General features: G+C 69.1%; 14 protein-coding genes. 3 read left to right on the top strand and 11 right to left on the bottom strand.

From position 1 onward, the window contains the following. Nucleotides 1–33: 33 nt before the first annotated feature. Nucleotides 34–690, top strand: coding sequence for a YkgJ family cysteine cluster protein (locus IPK71_15245; GenBank protein ID MBK8215093.1), 657 nt, complete (start codon nucleotides 34–36; stop codon nucleotides 688–690). 13 nt (nucleotides 691–703) lie between these two features. Here IPK71_15245 and IPK71_15240 read toward each other — a convergent pair whose 3' ends face one another. The 4 genes from IPK71_15240 to IPK71_15225 form a co-directional block, all read right to left on the bottom strand. Beyond that, complete coding sequence (locus IPK71_15240; GenBank protein ID MBK8215092.1) at nucleotides 704–1,624, bottom strand: hypothetical protein; 921 nt, start codon at nucleotides 1,622–1,624, stop codon at nucleotides 704–706. A 46-nt stretch (nucleotides 1,625–1,670) separates the two neighbouring features. Further along, entirely contained in the window at nucleotides 1,671–2,264 is a 594-nt protein-coding gene (locus tag IPK71_15235; GenBank protein MBK8215091.1) for a hypothetical protein, read from the bottom strand. Between the two features lie 184 nt (nucleotides 2,265–2,448). Beyond that, entirely contained in the window at nucleotides 2,449–3,366 is a 918-nt protein-coding gene (locus tag IPK71_15230; protein ID MBK8215090.1) for a hypothetical protein, read from the bottom strand. Continuing rightward, nucleotides 3,363–4,097: a hypothetical protein gene (locus IPK71_15225; protein MBK8215089.1), complete on the bottom strand. Its 735-nt coding sequence runs from the start codon at nucleotides 4,095–4,097 to the stop codon at nucleotides 3,363–3,365. The genes IPK71_15230 and IPK71_15225 overlap by 4 nt, the downstream gene beginning before the upstream one ends. A gap of 211 nt (nucleotides 4,098–4,308) precedes the next feature. Between IPK71_15225 and IPK71_15220 the strand changes: the two genes are divergently transcribed. Together IPK71_15220 and rnc are read left to right on the top strand one after the other, a co-directional pair. Further along, complete coding sequence (locus IPK71_15220) at nucleotides 4,309–4,608, top strand: 4a-hydroxytetrahydrobiopterin dehydratase (GenBank protein ID MBK8215088.1); 300 nt, start codon at nucleotides 4,309–4,311, stop codon at nucleotides 4,606–4,608. Then, nucleotides 4,605–5,369: a ribonuclease III gene (gene rnc, locus IPK71_15215; protein ID MBK8215087.1), complete on the top strand. Its 765-nt coding sequence runs from the start codon at nucleotides 4,605–4,607 to the stop codon at nucleotides 5,367–5,369. Before IPK71_15220 ends, rnc begins: the two co-directional genes overlap by 4 nt. A gap of 22 nt (nucleotides 5,370–5,391) precedes the next feature. On the opposite strand, the gene IPK71_15210 is transcribed toward rnc, so the two are convergent. From IPK71_15210 to IPK71_15180, 7 genes are all read right to left on the bottom strand, one after another. Then, a complete protein-coding gene (locus tag IPK71_15210; protein MBK8215086.1) occupies nucleotides 5,392–6,366 on the bottom strand; it encodes a peptidyl-prolyl cis-trans isomerase in 975 nt (324 codons plus the stop codon). 49 nt (nucleotides 6,367–6,415) lie between these two features. After that, nucleotides 6,416–6,901: a hypothetical protein gene (locus tag IPK71_15205; protein ID MBK8215085.1), complete on the bottom strand. Its 486-nt coding sequence runs from the start codon at nucleotides 6,899–6,901 to the stop codon at nucleotides 6,416–6,418. Between the two features lie 144 nt (nucleotides 6,902–7,045). Next, nucleotides 7,046–7,756 (bottom strand): queuosine precursor transporter, encoded by a 711-nt coding sequence (locus tag IPK71_15200; GenBank protein MBK8215084.1) that lies wholly within the window; start codon nucleotides 7,754–7,756, stop codon nucleotides 7,046–7,048. A gap of 94 nt (nucleotides 7,757–7,850) precedes the next feature. After that, nucleotides 7,851–9,530, bottom strand: a complete 1,680-nt coding sequence (locus tag IPK71_15195; GenBank protein MBK8215083.1) for a HAMP domain-containing protein — start codon at nucleotides 9,528–9,530, stop codon at nucleotides 7,851–7,853. A 109-nt stretch (nucleotides 9,531–9,639) separates the two neighbouring features. After that, nucleotides 9,640–11,547 carry a potassium transporter Kup gene (locus IPK71_15190; protein ID MBK8215082.1) on the bottom strand — a complete coding sequence of 636 codons (1,908 nt, stop codon included), beginning with the start codon at nucleotides 11,545–11,547 and terminating at the stop codon, nucleotides 9,640–9,642. A 48-nt stretch (nucleotides 11,548–11,595) separates the two neighbouring features. Continuing rightward, nucleotides 11,596–13,422: a molecular chaperone DnaK gene (gene dnaK, locus IPK71_15185; protein MBK8215081.1), complete on the bottom strand. Its 1,827-nt coding sequence runs from the start codon at nucleotides 13,420–13,422 to the stop codon at nucleotides 11,596–11,598. Nucleotides 13,423–13,462: 40 nt separating this feature from the next. Continuing rightward, nucleotides 13,463–14,035: a nucleotide exchange factor GrpE gene (locus tag IPK71_15180; protein MBK8215080.1), complete on the bottom strand. Its 573-nt coding sequence runs from the start codon at nucleotides 14,033–14,035 to the stop codon at nucleotides 13,463–13,465. Between the last annotated feature and the right edge of the window lie 121 nt (nucleotides 14,036–14,156).

Genomic DNA, 14,156 nt, shown 5'->3' with positions numbered 1-14,156 from the left:
CCCGGCGCGTGCTACTTCGAGTAGGAGGGGCGCATGGCACGAGTCGTCCGCAGCGTGGTCCGCAGCTTCAAGGCCAAGTACTGGAAGGAGGCCGCCGCGTTCGTGAAGCTCGGAGGGCACGCCGTGTACTGGGAGTCGCCGAACCGCGCGCGCCTCGTCGTGCCCGCGCCGAAGCAGAACGACGACTGGACCGACCTCGGGATCTGGTCGATCTTCGACCTCGGGCTCGACCGCTGGACCGTCCGAAAAGACGGGAAGTTTCCTGGCCTTGCGACGGTCAAGGTCCCCGACGACGCGCTCCACATCGTGCGCCGCCGCGCCGAGCGCGACTCGATCCACCCCGAGGCGACCCGCAAGGTGAGCTTCGACTGCCTCGCCTGCGGCGCGTGCTGCCGCGACAACGAGGTCGTGCTCGACGACGAGGACAAGGCGCGCTTCCGCGAGGCCGGCCGCGAGGACCTGCTGAAGAAGCCGTGGTCGAAGCGCAAAGACGGGAAGGTCATCCTCACGCTGAAGGAGAACGGCCGGTGCCATCACCTGAAGCGCGACAACAAATGTGCGATCTACACGATTCGCCCGGGCGCGTGCTCCGTGTTCCCGGTGGCGAGCGAGTGCTGCATCGCCGCGCGCGAGTACGAGCTCGAGACGTACGACGGGCTCGCGCCCGAGGTGTGGCCCTGGGGCGACTGAGAGGGGGCTCGCCTCACGCGAGGACGAGCTTCACGACCGCGATCACGACGAAGGCCGCCGAGAGCACCGTGGAGATGGCCGCGCCCGCGTACGACACCCGGAGGGCGCGGCGAGCCGGGTCGCCCTCGAGGCGGTAGGTGCTCGCGAGGAGGGCGTGGGTCGCACGGCTCGGCAGCCCCGACGCGCGAGAGAACGCGCCGACGACGGCCTTCGGCCCACCCGTGACGGCGAGGACGAACGCGCCCACCGGCCCGAGAACGAGGTCCCACCCGCAGGCGTAGAGGCCGAAACGGAGCGCCCGCGACCGATGCGCGCGCGCCCCTTGCCGCGAAGCCCCGAGGTCGATCGAGAGGCCGTGGAAGACGTGCGCCGCGACGAGCACGAGCGCGAACGCCGGCAAGATGGAGAGCGCCGCGACGAAGAGCTGACGACGGGCCCCCGGGTCGCCGAGCACTTCGCGGAGCTCGTACGGAAAACACGCGACGATGGGCGCGCACACGACGAGCGCGAGGGCGACGACCGACACGAGCTCCGCGGCGATCGCGAACGAGAGCGCGGGCCCGATGGGGCCGTCCCCGAGCCTCTCGAAGAACGCCTCGGCGTCGACCGTGGCGGCGCGTGAGGTCGCGAAGAGACGGGAAAACGAGGCGTTTCCGCGTTCCCACGGCACGAGCACGAACACCCCCGAGGCGTCGTTCACCTCGCAGGTCCCGGTGCAGTCGGGGAAGCCGCACCGCGCGCACAGCACGGCGGCGGGGACCTCGGTCACGTCGAGCGCGTCGGGCCGCTCGGGCTCACCCGCGCTCGAGGGCGCGCCGTCGGGAGGAGATGGAGCCGCGCGCGGCGGTGCGTTCGGCGGAGCGAGGAGCGCGCCGTGGGACGCGACGAGCCGAAGCTCGCCGGTGGTTTTCGGTTTTCTCTTGGTCGCGGCCACCGCCCGTCAAGGATGCCTCCATGACGGGTGCGGCGCTACCCCGTCGTCAATGGAGCGTCTGCCCCTTGGAGCTGCCGCGGGTGACCCGGATGTCGTCGACCGGGCCACCGAGGCGGAGGGCGAGGCCGAGCCCCACGAGCGAGAGGGCGAGCGTCCCGTAGAGGGGCCACCCGTACGAGAACTGCACCGTGAAGAGCTGACCGTGAGGCGGGCGGAGCAGGAGGATCGCCGCGCTCACGGCGGGAATCGCGGCCAGAAACGCCGCCGCGACCCGCGCGCCCCGCATCTGCACGATGCTCCGGCGGCTGAGGACGGTGGGCACGAGCACGGTCCACGCCACGGCCACGGCCCACAGCCACCCGAGGCGATGCCGGGACAAGTCGAAGGCCGAGAGCTCCTCGGCGTACGGGATCCGGAGGTGAATCCAGGGCAAAAAGAAGAGCGGGAGACCGAGCAGCGCCACGGCGACGAGCGGGCCCTTTCCGCGCCCGAGGTACGTCACGGGCAAGAGCTCGGTCTCGGGCATGGCCGGCACGAAGCCGTCTTCGGCGTGGGCGTCGTGCGAGGGAGGGAGCTTCTCGAAGGGGGTGAGCGCCATGCCGCACACCGGGCAGGTCTTCGACTCTCCCTCTTCGAACATTTCACGGCAAAACGGGCACGCCAGAAGAGCCACCCGCGCAGCATAGGCCATCGTGTCCTCCGTGACCGAATGGACAGGGGCGCGAAGGAAGAGTTCCCGGCTTTTCGAGGGCCTTCCCGAGGCCACGCGGTCGAGGTCGCACGCACCCAAGGATCCCACGCAAAATCATGAAATTACTTAGTTTTCAAAACTCGAACCCCACGAAGAACCGTGCCTCGCTGCCGAGGCGGAACGCGGACACGTTCGTGGCGGTCCCGTCCCCCAGGAGGGCGGGCTCGAAGGCGACCCGGCTCGTGAGCCGCCACTCGGCGCCGAAGACCCAGGTGCCGTCCGTGGCCTGCACGCCGAGCCCGCCGTGGGCGCCGAAGAAGGCGGCGCTCGGCCGACGCGGGCCCGTGGGGACGTACACGTCGAGGCCGGCGCTCACGTAGAGCTCGCTCCCCCACGTCTCGTTGCGCCCGCGGACGAGCGCGTAGGTCACGCCGGGGCGGAGGGCGAACGCCCCATAGGGCACGCGAGCCTCTTCGACCGCGAGCATGGCGGGGTCGAGCGCGATCGCGAGCGCGCCCACGCGGTACCGCACGGACGGGCAGTACCCGGCGTACACGGCGGCGGTGTCGCCCAGGAAGTGGCCGAAACAGAGCCCGAGGAGCCCGAGCGAGAGGCGCGGGAACGTGACGTCGGGGTACGTCGGAGGGGGCACGTAGAGGGGCCGCATCGCGTACGGGTCCGGGGTGCGCGAGAGGGCGGCCCTCGCCTGGGCTTGGAGGCGCGCGCGCACCGAGACGTCGACCTGAACCGCGATGTTCGCCCTCCACGCGAGGTAGGCGTCCCACTCGGCGCGCCACTGGGCCTCGAGGGCGGCGCGCGCCTGGGCTTGGGCTTGGGCCTGTCCGTGTGCGCCCGCGCCTCCTCCGCCTTGCATTCCTCCTTGGACGGGCGGAGGCCGCACGATCACTTGCGGGCCCGCAGGGCCCCACTGCGCACAAAACGGAGTGCCGGGCACACACCCGGGCACGTCGGCCGACGCACTCCCCGAGGTGGTGGCCACCGCGACGAGCGCTCCCCACACGAGGAACGCGCGAGCCCACGCGGCCCTCAAAACAGCACCGCCGGGCCGATCGCGAACGAGAACCCGGCGCGCGCTCGCCGAAGCTCGGAGTCTCCGTCCGTCGGCAGACGAAGCACTCCGGCGAGGTCGATCGCGAACGCCACACAACCAGCGTCGCTCGGCAAGGCCACGACGCAGCGGCGCACTCCGAGCGTGAGCGCGGGGACGAAGACGGCCGACGGGGCTCCACCATCCCCCGTGAACGTGCGCTCGACCGCGAGCCCGAGGCCGGCGAGAACGAGCGCCCCCTTCGAGAGCGGTGTCGACGCGCGGGCTCCGAGGTACACGCCCCCCGTGACGTCGTGACCTCGACGAAACGCCTCGGACGCGAGCGTCACTCGCCCCTCGACGCCGAGCCACTCGAGCACCGAGACGTAGCCCCCCAAGCGCGAGCCGATGGCGATGCCGCTCGACGCCGTCATCCGCACCTCGCCGAGGAGATCGACCCCGATGGGCCTTGAGACGAGGCGGAACGGCGACGGTTGGGCAGCCTGCCCACGCGCGATCCAAGCGTCGTAGCGGCGTCGATCGAGCGCGCTGCTCTCTTCGGCGTACACGGGCCCCGCCTGCTTCTGGACCGACGCGGCGTCGAGCTCGCGCCGCACCTCGGCCTCGTGCTGCGGGGTACGCGGCGGTGGCGGCCCGGTCGGCGCTTGGGCACGCGCGTGCGACGAGAGCACGAGCACGGAGAGACCTGCGAGGGCGAGCGGGACGACTTTCATGCCGCGAGGAGCACCGAGAAGAGCAAGGAAGCGAAGGAGCGAGACGAGCAGCCTCGAATGGAAGAAGCGCCACGAGGACGCGGCCCGAGTGCGACGGGCGTGAATGGCCATCGATTCACTCGAGACCGATCCGGACCGAGAGCACGCGCGGCGCGTGCCCACCGCGTGTCGTGGCTTGTGCAAGGTGAGACGAGAGGGCAAAGTCAGCGGGATGCCGCGCCCCCCCGTGCTCCCGAAAGAGGCCGTCGACCTGTTCTTGGCGGACCACCCCGGGTGGAGCAGCGACGGTCATAAAATATCGAAAACATTCATTTTTTCAAGCTATGCGGCGGCCCTTGCGTTCGTCGTCCGGGTGGCTTTGCGGGCCGAGAGGGACGATCACCACCCCGACCTCGCGCTCTCGTGGGGCAAGGTCCGGGTCGACTTCGCCACGCATGAGCCGCGAGGGCTCACCGTGCTCGACCTCGACGGCGCGCGGGCGGCCGAGCTCGCCTACGGGGGCGCGCCGTGACGACGCGGCCCTCGAGACCCCCGGTCCCCGTGAAGGGGGCGAGCCGCAAGGCCCGCGAGCGCCTCGACGAGGCCCGCGCCGAGCTCCTCGTGCGCCTCGGCGGCCTCACCGGGTCCGCCACGTTCCCCAGGTTCGAAGAGGCCCTCACGCACCCGAGCTTCGCCAACGAGGTCCCGGGCATGGCCGACAACCAGCGGCTCGAGTTCTTGGGAGACTCGGTGCTCGGCCTCTGCGTGAGCGAGATCCTCGCGCTCGAGAACCCCACGGCCGACGAAGGCGCGCTCACCCGCATGCGCGCCGCGCTCGTCAACGCCGAGGCGCTCGCGACGTGGGCCCGCGAGGTCGGCCTCGGCGACGCGATCGCCCTCGGGAAGGGCGCGCACTCGGGCACCGAGCGGCAAGAGACCAACGTGCTCGCCGACGCGGTCGAGGCCCTCGTCGCCTGCGTCTACGACGCCGTGGGCCTGCCGGGCGCGCGCGCGCTCGTGCGCGAGATCGTGGCGACGCGCATGGCGCGCGGAGAGGCGCTCGACACGCGTGATCCCAAGAGCCTCCTCCAAGAGGTCGTGCAGGCCGAAGGGCAGCCGAGCCCCGCGTACCGTGTGCGAGAGACACGAGGCCCCGAGCACGAGCCGACGTTCGTGGTCGAGGTCGTCGTGCGTGACCAGGTGCTCGGCGAAGGCGAAGGGCGATCGAAGCGCCTCGCCGAGCGCGCCGCCGCCTTCGCCGCGCTCCGGAACCGCGAGCCCCAAGAGGGCTGACGTCCTCGACGGACGCCGAAAATCAGCGCTTCGCGGCCGCGTCGGACTTGGGTACGAGGGGGCCGTCGTCGACAGGGACGTTGAAGACCGAGAGGGGGCCGTCGTCGCGCTGCGAGACGTGTTTCGCCTTGAGCTCGTCGATGTGAGAGCGCGTCGCCTCTTCGAGCTTCCGCCGCACGAGCGTGTCGCGAATTTGCGCGGACGCCTCCTCGAGGGTCTTCTTGGTGGCGGCCACCGTCCCGCGCCTCCACACGACGGCGAAGCTCGCGCCCTCCGCGACGGGCTTCGGCACGAGCTCGCCGTCCCGCACGGTCTTGGCCGCCACGACCAGCGCCGGATCGGCCTTGAGGCCCGCTTCGTTCGAGGCTCCGTCGGGGCCCAGGAAGCCGAGGTTTCCGCCTCGCATGGCGGTGGCTTTGTCGAGGTTTTTGTCGCGGGAGAGGTCCGTGAAGGCCTTCAGGGTCAGGTCCTTCTTGAGGGTGGCTATGAGGGCATCGGCCTCGGCCTGCGTCGCGACGAGGATGCGGAAGACGTGGATGCGCTCGGGCGAGTCGTAAAAGGACAGGTTCTTGTCGTAGTACGCCCGGACGTCGGCGTCGGTGATGGACTCCCCGAGGGGCACTTGCGCGCGAACGGCGCGGAGGGCAGCCCCGCTCTTGGCGCGCGCGATCTGACCGACCCACGGGGCCTTGTCCGCCACACGAGACGCCTTGGCGCCCTCGGCGAGGAGCACCTCGGGGATCACGATCCGCTCGAGAAAACCGCGGCGAATCTCCTCGGGGGTCGCGCCGAAATCGCGGAGCTGAAAGCGGGGCACCGCCGCGAGACGGGACTCGAGCTCGCCCACCGTGATTGGCGTCTCGCCGATCTTGGCGACCACGACCGCGCGGCGCGCACGCTCCGCGTCTTCGGCGGCCGTGGCACCCGCAGGCCTCGGGGAGAGCCCGAGCATCGCGAGCGCGACGACGCCGACGAGACCGACGAGAGACGGACGCATGCGAGGGGTCGCGAGCACGCCCCGTAGCTACCCATCTGCCCGAGCGAGGTCAAGGACGGGCGCGCGTGACCTTCTTCGTGGGCCCCGGGGCCCCTTCGCCCTTGGCCCGCCCCACGATGCCCGCCCTCGCGAGCACCTCGTCGCCGATGCCCACGAAGCGGTACGCCTCGGGGCGGAAACCGTAGGCGTCATGGAGGCGCGTCACCACGTCGCACAGCTCGTCGAGGGACGTGTCCGGCGGGACCGGGCGGACCCTCACGACCTTGCGAAGCTGCGAGAGAGGCTCTCCGAGCTCGAGCAGCTCTTGCACGCGGAGGAGCACGTCGATCGGCTTGAGCTCGCGTTTGCCCCGCGCGAGGCCGTCTTCGAGCTCTTTCATGAGCCGCTGACGCCGCTTCTCGGTGCGGCCATCGCGACGGGCCGCCGACGAGCCACCTCCGAGCACGTCGTTGAAGTGCCGCGCCACGCGCCGCTTCTCGACGGCTTCGGGGCTCCCGCGTTTGTTCGCGGGCTTCGGAGCGGCGGCGCGTGCCATACGCCAACCCTACGAATCCTTTCACGAAAGTCAATCGCCGAGTCGGGCCGAACAAACCGTGGAAATGGGACCATCCTCCCACGTAAGTCCGCAGCTCAAATCACGATGTTGGCCCGTGCTCCGCCTGCGCCTACCGACGCTCGACTACGAGACAGTCCCGTCTTTCGAGAGCTTCTCGGGCTCGATTTTGAGACCTCTCACGATCGCCGCATGGAGCGCGTAGACCACGGGGGTCAACGCGATCGCCACGACGACCTTGATGCCGTACTCGCGCCCGATCTTCTTCCCGATCCACGCCCAGCGCTCCGCAGCGGGCATTTTTCCGAGGAACCCCTCGGGATCGGCGGCGGCCGTCCACCCCCAGAAGATGCAGTTGATCACGACCGTGTCCACGATCTGGCTGAGGAGCGTCGAGCCGGTGGCACGGAGCCAAAGGTGGCGGCTCTGGGTGAGTCGCTTCCAGAATTGAAAGACGTAAATGTCGAGGAACTGACCGATGAGGTAGGCGACGATCGACGCCAGGAAGAGCTGCGCGCTGCCGCCGAAGATCTTCGCGAACTCGGCCTGCGTGAAATACGTCGACTCGTCGATGGGCGCGTACGTACCGATCTGGAGCACGACGTACGCGAAGGTGGCCATGACGAAGCCGAGGATCGTCAAGAAGCGCGCCCCCTTACGCCCGTAGAAGTCGTTGACGATGTCGGTCAGGAGGAAGGTGACCGGGAACGGGACGATGCCGACCGAGATGGGCCCGAGGGGCGTGTGCAGGGTCTTCCCGCCGATGATGTCGCCCAAGAGGAGGCACGCGACGAAGAGCGTGCACAGGTAGACGAAGAGCTTCTCGGAGGCCGTCATGCGCTCGAACGGCGGGCGAGCGAGAGAGGCTTCTTCGGTCGTGCTCGCGGGGGTCGTCATCGATGGCGCGTCCTCGCCTGGGCCATGCCCCACCTTACACCGACGGAGGAGGGCTCGGGGGCGCTTCGCTCATGGGCTTCGGGCCCTCGGGCGGGAGCACGAGGCGGAACATGGCACCTCTGCCGTCGTCCCCGGGACCGAGATAGGAGAGCTCGCCGTCGTGCTCGATCGCGATGCGCTGGGCGATCGCGAGGCCGAGCCCCGTGCCGTGCGCCTTGGTGGTGGCGTACGGCTCGAAGAGACGCGCGGCGATGTCGCGCGAGATTCCGGGCCCCGAGTCGGTCACCGTGAAGCGTGCGCGCCCGTGGGCGTCGCTCTCGACCCGAAGCACGACGCGAGCTCCGGCGAGCCCTCGCACGGCGTCGAGCGCGTTTTGCACGAGGTTCGTGAGCACCTGGACGATCTGATCCCGATCCGCCGAGACGTGCACCGTCGGCCCGGCGATGTCGAGCACGAGCTTCGTCTCCTCGGCGAGCGGCTCGTGGGCGGTGACGACGTGGCGCGCGATGTCGGCGGGGTCGACGTCCTCGGGGCGAGGCTGCGGGAGGCGCGCAAAACGCGTGAACTCGGTCACGATCGTGGAGATGCGGTGCACCTCGGCGAGCACCGTGCGGGTGGCCTCGTCGAAGTACTCGTCGAACGCCGGATCGTCGCGCGCGCGCAGGCGACGCAGCGTCTCGACGGCAGCGCGAATGGGCGCGAGCGGGTTTTTCACCTCGTGGGCCACCCGCCGCGCGACCTCCCGCCACGCCGCGACACGCGACGTCGCGGCGAGCCTGCGACGTGTCACGGCGAGATCTTCGATCATGGTGTCGAAGGCCACGACCAGCTCGCGCACCTCGTCGGAGCCTTTGACACGCCCGGCGAGGGGCTTCGCGGCGTCGGACGAGACGAGCCGTGCCTCGCGGGCGAGCTCGGCGAGCGGGCGGCCGAGGCTCCGCGCGAGCAGCACGGCGAAGAGGAGCGCGACGCCCATCGTGACGGCGGCCGCGAGCAGGATGCGCTCGTCGATACGGAGGAGGGCCGATGACAGCTCGGCCTTGGGTTTCGCGACCGTGAGGGCCACGGCGGCTCCGTGCCCATCGGAGACGGTGCACGACGCCGTGACCTCGTCCGGGCGAGCCTCGCGCGTGCCCTCTTCGACCGTGACCCCGAGCGCGCTGCCTCGTTGCGCGAGCAGCGGCGCGACGTGCCTCACGCCCATGAGCCCTGCGGTGTGCCCGTGGCTCGCCTTCGCGCACCGCGACACGATCGCGAGCCCTCCGGCCGTGCGGAACGCGTAGCTCGCGGGGCCCTTGCCGATCTCGGCCTCGACCTCTCGCCTCTTCTTGGCGAGGAGCGACTTGGGCTCGGCGCCCACGATGTCGCCCCCTTCGACCGCGAAGAGGAGCTCGTCGAGATCGAACGCGACGCGCTCTTGCGGCACGAGCTGCGCGAACCCCAGCCTCCGCTCGGAGAAGTCACCCGCCTCGAGCGAGACGAGCGCGCGGTCGACGAGCTCCCCCGCCTGGCACGCGCCCCCGACGAGCTTCTTGTCGCGCTCCGCTTGGTGGACGATCTCGACCCGGGTCGACTCGCACGCGCGCGCGACCTCGTCCGAGAAGCGCTTCGTCTCGGCGGTCACGCGGTCCTCGCGGACGAGCACTCCGAGCCCCGCCGTGCCGAGCGTGGCCAAGAATCCGAACGCGACGAGCAATCGAGGAGCGAGACGCAAGGCCTTGGAGACTACAACGCCCAGCGCAGGATCGGGCTTCCGTCGCACTCACCGCGCCCAGCAACACCGAGCAAATACACTTACATATCGAGCACTTACGCCACGAGTGTCAAAGCTCGATCTGGGTCCCCATTTCGAGCACGCGGTTCGGCGGGATGCCGAAGAAGGCCGTGGCGGGCCGGGCGTTCTTCGACATGAGCGAGAAGATCTTCTTCCGCCAGCGCGCCATCTTCGACTTGCCGGTGACGAGCAGGGTCTCGCGTCCGAGGAAGAAGCTCACGTCGTCGAGGTCCATGTCGAGGCCCGCGCGCTCCTTGGCTTGGCGCAGGGCCTGAGGCACGTTCGGCGTCTGCATGAAGCCGTACTTGAGCTTCACGCGGAAGAAGCCCTGGCCGATCTCGCCCACCTCGAAGCGCTCGGCCTCGGGCACCTCGGGCACGTCGGTCGTGGTGACCGCGAGGAACAGGATGCGCTCGTGGAGCACCTTGTTGTGCTTGAAGTGGTGCAGGAGCACGGGCGGCGCGCCGTCCGGGTTCGAGGTCATGAACACCGCCGTGCCGTGCACACGGTGAGGCTTTTGCACCTCGAGATCGGCCAAAAAGAGGTCGATCGGGAGGGTGGCGTCGGCCATGGACTGGGCGAGCGCCATCCGGCCTCGTTTCCACGTGGTCATGAGCGTGAAGACGAGCGCCGCGCACACGATCGGGAACCAGCCACCATCGACGAACTTGAGGAGATTCGCGCCGAAGAAGGCGAGGTCGACCGAGAGGAAGAGCGCGAGCAGGAGGCCGGCTTTCCACGTGGCCATTCCCTGTTGGCGCACCACCACGAAGAAGAGGATCGACGTGATGCCCATGGTGCCGGTGACGGCGATGCCGTAGGCCGCGGCGAGGGCCGTCGACTGCTTGAACGCGAACACGAGGCCGAGGCACGCCACCATGAGCGCCCAGTTCACCTCGGGGATGTAGATCTGGCCCTCGGCCTCGCCCGACGTGTGCACGATGGTGACGCGCGGAGAGAAGCCGAGCTGCACGGCCTGGCGCGTGAGCGAGTACGCGCCCGAGATGAGCGCCTGCGACGCGACCACCGTGGCGACCGTGGCGATCGCGACGACCGGGTAGCGCGCGGCGTCCCCGGCGAGCTTGTGGAAGGGGCTCGCCTCGTCGACGATCAGCCGATAGAAGACGCTGTGTCCTTCCTCGATGGTCCCGCGCTCGAGGAGGAGCGCCGCCTGGCCCGTGTAGTTGAAGAGCAAGGCCGGGAGCACCATCACGTACCACGCGAGGACGATCGGCTTGCGGCCGAAATGTCCCATGTCGGCGTAGAGCGCCTCGCCCCCGGTGATGCAGAGCACGACCGAGCCGAGGACCGCGAACCCGTGGAACTTGTTCGCCGCGAAGAACGCGACGGCGTGGCGCGGATCGAGCGCGCGGAGCACGTCGGGGTGGCGCAGGATCCATGGCACGCCCATGACCGCGATCATGGTGAACCAGATCATCATCGTGGGGCCGAACACCGCGCCGATGCCCGCGGTCCCGCGGCGCTGCACGACGAACAGCACGACGAGCACGATGGCCGTGAGCGGGATGATGAACGGTTTCAGCCGATGCGACTCGTCGTCGAGCCCCTCGATCGCCGAGAGGACCGAGATGGCCGGTGTGATCACGCCATCGCCGTAGAGGAGCGCCGCGCCGAAGAGCCCGAGCAGGGTGAGCACCCCCATGGCCTTCTTCGTGTTCACGAGCGAGAGCAGCGCGAGGATGCCGCCCTCGCCCTTGTTATCGGCTCGCATGATGAAGGTGAGATATTTCACCACCACCACGAGGAGCAGGGCGTAATAGATGAGCGAGAGCACCCCGAGCACGTTGGCCTCGGTCGGCTTCACGTCATGCGCGAAGCACTCCTGCATCGTGTAGAGCGGCGACGTGCCGATGTCGCCGTAGACCACGCCGAGCGCCGCGAGGGCGACCTTGGCGAGATCCTTGCCGCCCTGAGGCTGATGACCGTGCGATGCCATGGATGATGGCGCCCCTCATAGCAGCAAGGGCGCCTCGAGAGGATAGGCTCAGCTGCCGTAGAGCTTCTCGGCGAGCTGAAACGTGCGCGCTTCGAGGTCTTGGTAAGCGGAACGGAGCGACTGGATGTCACCCTGGCTGTCGACGAGCGTGCGGAGACGCTTCGCCGACTCGCGTGTGTCTTCGAGCGTGTCGGCGTCGACCAGGTCGACGTACCCCTCGAGGGCAGCGTCCGTCGTGTAGAGGAGCGTTTCGGCCGCGTTCCGGAGCTCGGCGAGCTCGCGCCGAACGGCGTCGGTCGCTTCGTAGCGCTCGCCCTCTTTGATGATGCGGTCGATCTCGTTCTTGTCGAGGCCGCTCGTGGGGGTCACCTTGACCTGCTGCGAGCGCCCCGTGCCGAGGTCCTTCGCGTCGATCGAGACGACGCCGTTCGCGTCGATGCGGAACGTCACCTGAATCTTCGGGACGCCGCGCGGTGCGGGAGGGATGCCCGTCAGCTCGAAGCGGGCGAGGCTGCGGTTGTCGGCGGCCATGCGGCGCTCGCCCTGGAGCACGTGGATCGGCACGAAGGGCTGGTTGTCGAGGCTCGTGGTGAAGACCTCGCTGCGCTCGGTGGGGATCGTGGTGTTGCGGGGGATGAGCGGCGTGAACACGCCACCGCCCGTCTCGACGCCCATCGAGAGCGGCGTCACGTCGAGGAGGAGGACCTCGACGTTCGCGTCGTTGTCGAGGGCAGCGCCTTGGAGGGCCGCGCCGGCCGCGACGACCTCGTCCGGGTTCACGCTCTTCGATGGCTCCGCGCCGAAGAATTCTTTGACGGCCTTGTAGACCGCGGGCATGCGCGTCATGCCACCGACGAGCACCACGGTCTGGATGTCGCTCGGGCGGAGCTTGGCGTCCTCGAGGGCTTTCTTGCAGGGCTCGAGGCTGCGTTCGATGAGGTCGCCCGTCAGCATCTCGAGGTCGCTCCGCTTCATGGTGCGGACCACGTGGAGCGGAGCGCCGTTCGCCCCGACGGCGATGAACGGGAGGTTTATCTCGGTCTCGATCGAGGACGACAGCTCGTGTTTGGCCTTCTCGGCGGCCTCTTTCAGGCGCTGGAGGGCCATCTTGTCCTTGCGGAGATCGACCTTGTTCTCCGTCAAGAACGACTCGGCGATCGAGTCGACGATGCGGAGGTCGAAGTCTTCGCCGCCGAGGTACGTGTCGCCGTTCGTAGCCTTCACGCTGAAGACGCCGTCCGAGATCTCGAGGATCGAGATATCGAACGTCCCTCCGCCCAAGTCGTAGACCGCGATGCGCTCGGCCTGCTTCTTCTCGAGACCGTAGGCGATGGCGGCGGCCGTGGGCTCGTTGATGATTCGCCGCACGTTGAGGCCCGCGATCGTGCCGGCGTCTTTCGTGGCTTGGCGTTGGGCGTCGTCGAAGTACGCGGGGACGGTGATCACCGCGTCCGTGACCGTCTCGCCGAGGTAGGTCTCGGCGATCTCCTTCATGCGCGTGAGCACCATCGCGCTCACCTCGGGCGGAGCCATCTGCTTGCCGCCGACCTCGATCCACGCGTCGCCGTTCGGGGACTCGATGATCTTGAAGGGCGAGCGCTCGGCGTGGCGCACGACCTCGTCCGACTTCTTCTTGCGACCGATGAGGCGCTTCGCGGCGTAGACCGTGTTCGTCGCGTTCGTCACGGCTTGGCGCTTGGCCGGCTGACCGACGAGGCGCTCCCCGCTCGCCGTGAACGCGACGATCGACGGCGTCGTCCGTGCCCCTTCGGCGTTCGGGATGACCTTCACGTCCACCTTGCCGGCGGGGCTCGTCTCCACGACCGCCACGCACGAGTTCGTCGTCCCCAAGTCGATGCCGATGATTTTGCTCATATTTTCGAGCCCTTGAAAAAGCGGAAGTGCCTCTCGGCGACTACGACGACCGCGGCTTGGCGACCACCACGAGGGCGGCGCGGACGAGGCGCCCGCCTTGGACGTAGCCCGACTGGACCTCGGCGATGACGTCGCCCGGCGGCTCGTCGCTCTCGACCTGCTGGATGGCCTCGTGGACGGACGGGTCGAAGGGGTTGCCGACCGTGGGCACCTTGGTGATGCCTTGGCGACCGAGCGTGTCGACGAACTGCCGGAGCACCATCGAGAGCCCTTCGGCCACGGCGGCGACGTCGGTCGCTTTTTGGGCGCTCTGCATCCCGCGATCGAGGTTGTCGAACACGGGCAAGAATTCCTTCAGAAGGTCTTCTTTTCCGGCCTTTCGAGCGTCTTCCACCTCGCGCCTCGAGCGCTTGCGGAAGTTGTCGAAGTCGGCCGCGGTGCGCATGAGCTGCTCTTTGAGCTTCGCGGCCTCGGCCTTCGCGACCTCCAGCGGATCGACCGCAGGAGCAGGGTCGCCGCTGGCCTCGGGCGCGGCCTCTTGGACGACCTCCGCCTTCACGGGCTCTTGGTTCTCGGAGGCTTCGGCTTTGGTTTCGGTGTTCGTGTCGGTCATGGCGGAAAGTACGACAACTATAAGACGGTCCGCCCGAGGGAAGGGGTAAAAACAGAGGGCGAGGCGAGGCTCCGGGCGTCGAGGGTGGGCACCGGGTCGCGCGGGCCTTGGGCGGGTCGGA

Source organism: Myxococcales bacterium, assembly GCA_016712525.1.
GTDB lineage: Bacteria > Myxococcota_A > Polyangia > Polyangiales > Polyangiaceae > JAAFHV01.
The sequence above is the reverse complement of the archived record's forward strand: the minus strand, read 5'-3'. Positions and strand labels throughout refer to the sequence as shown.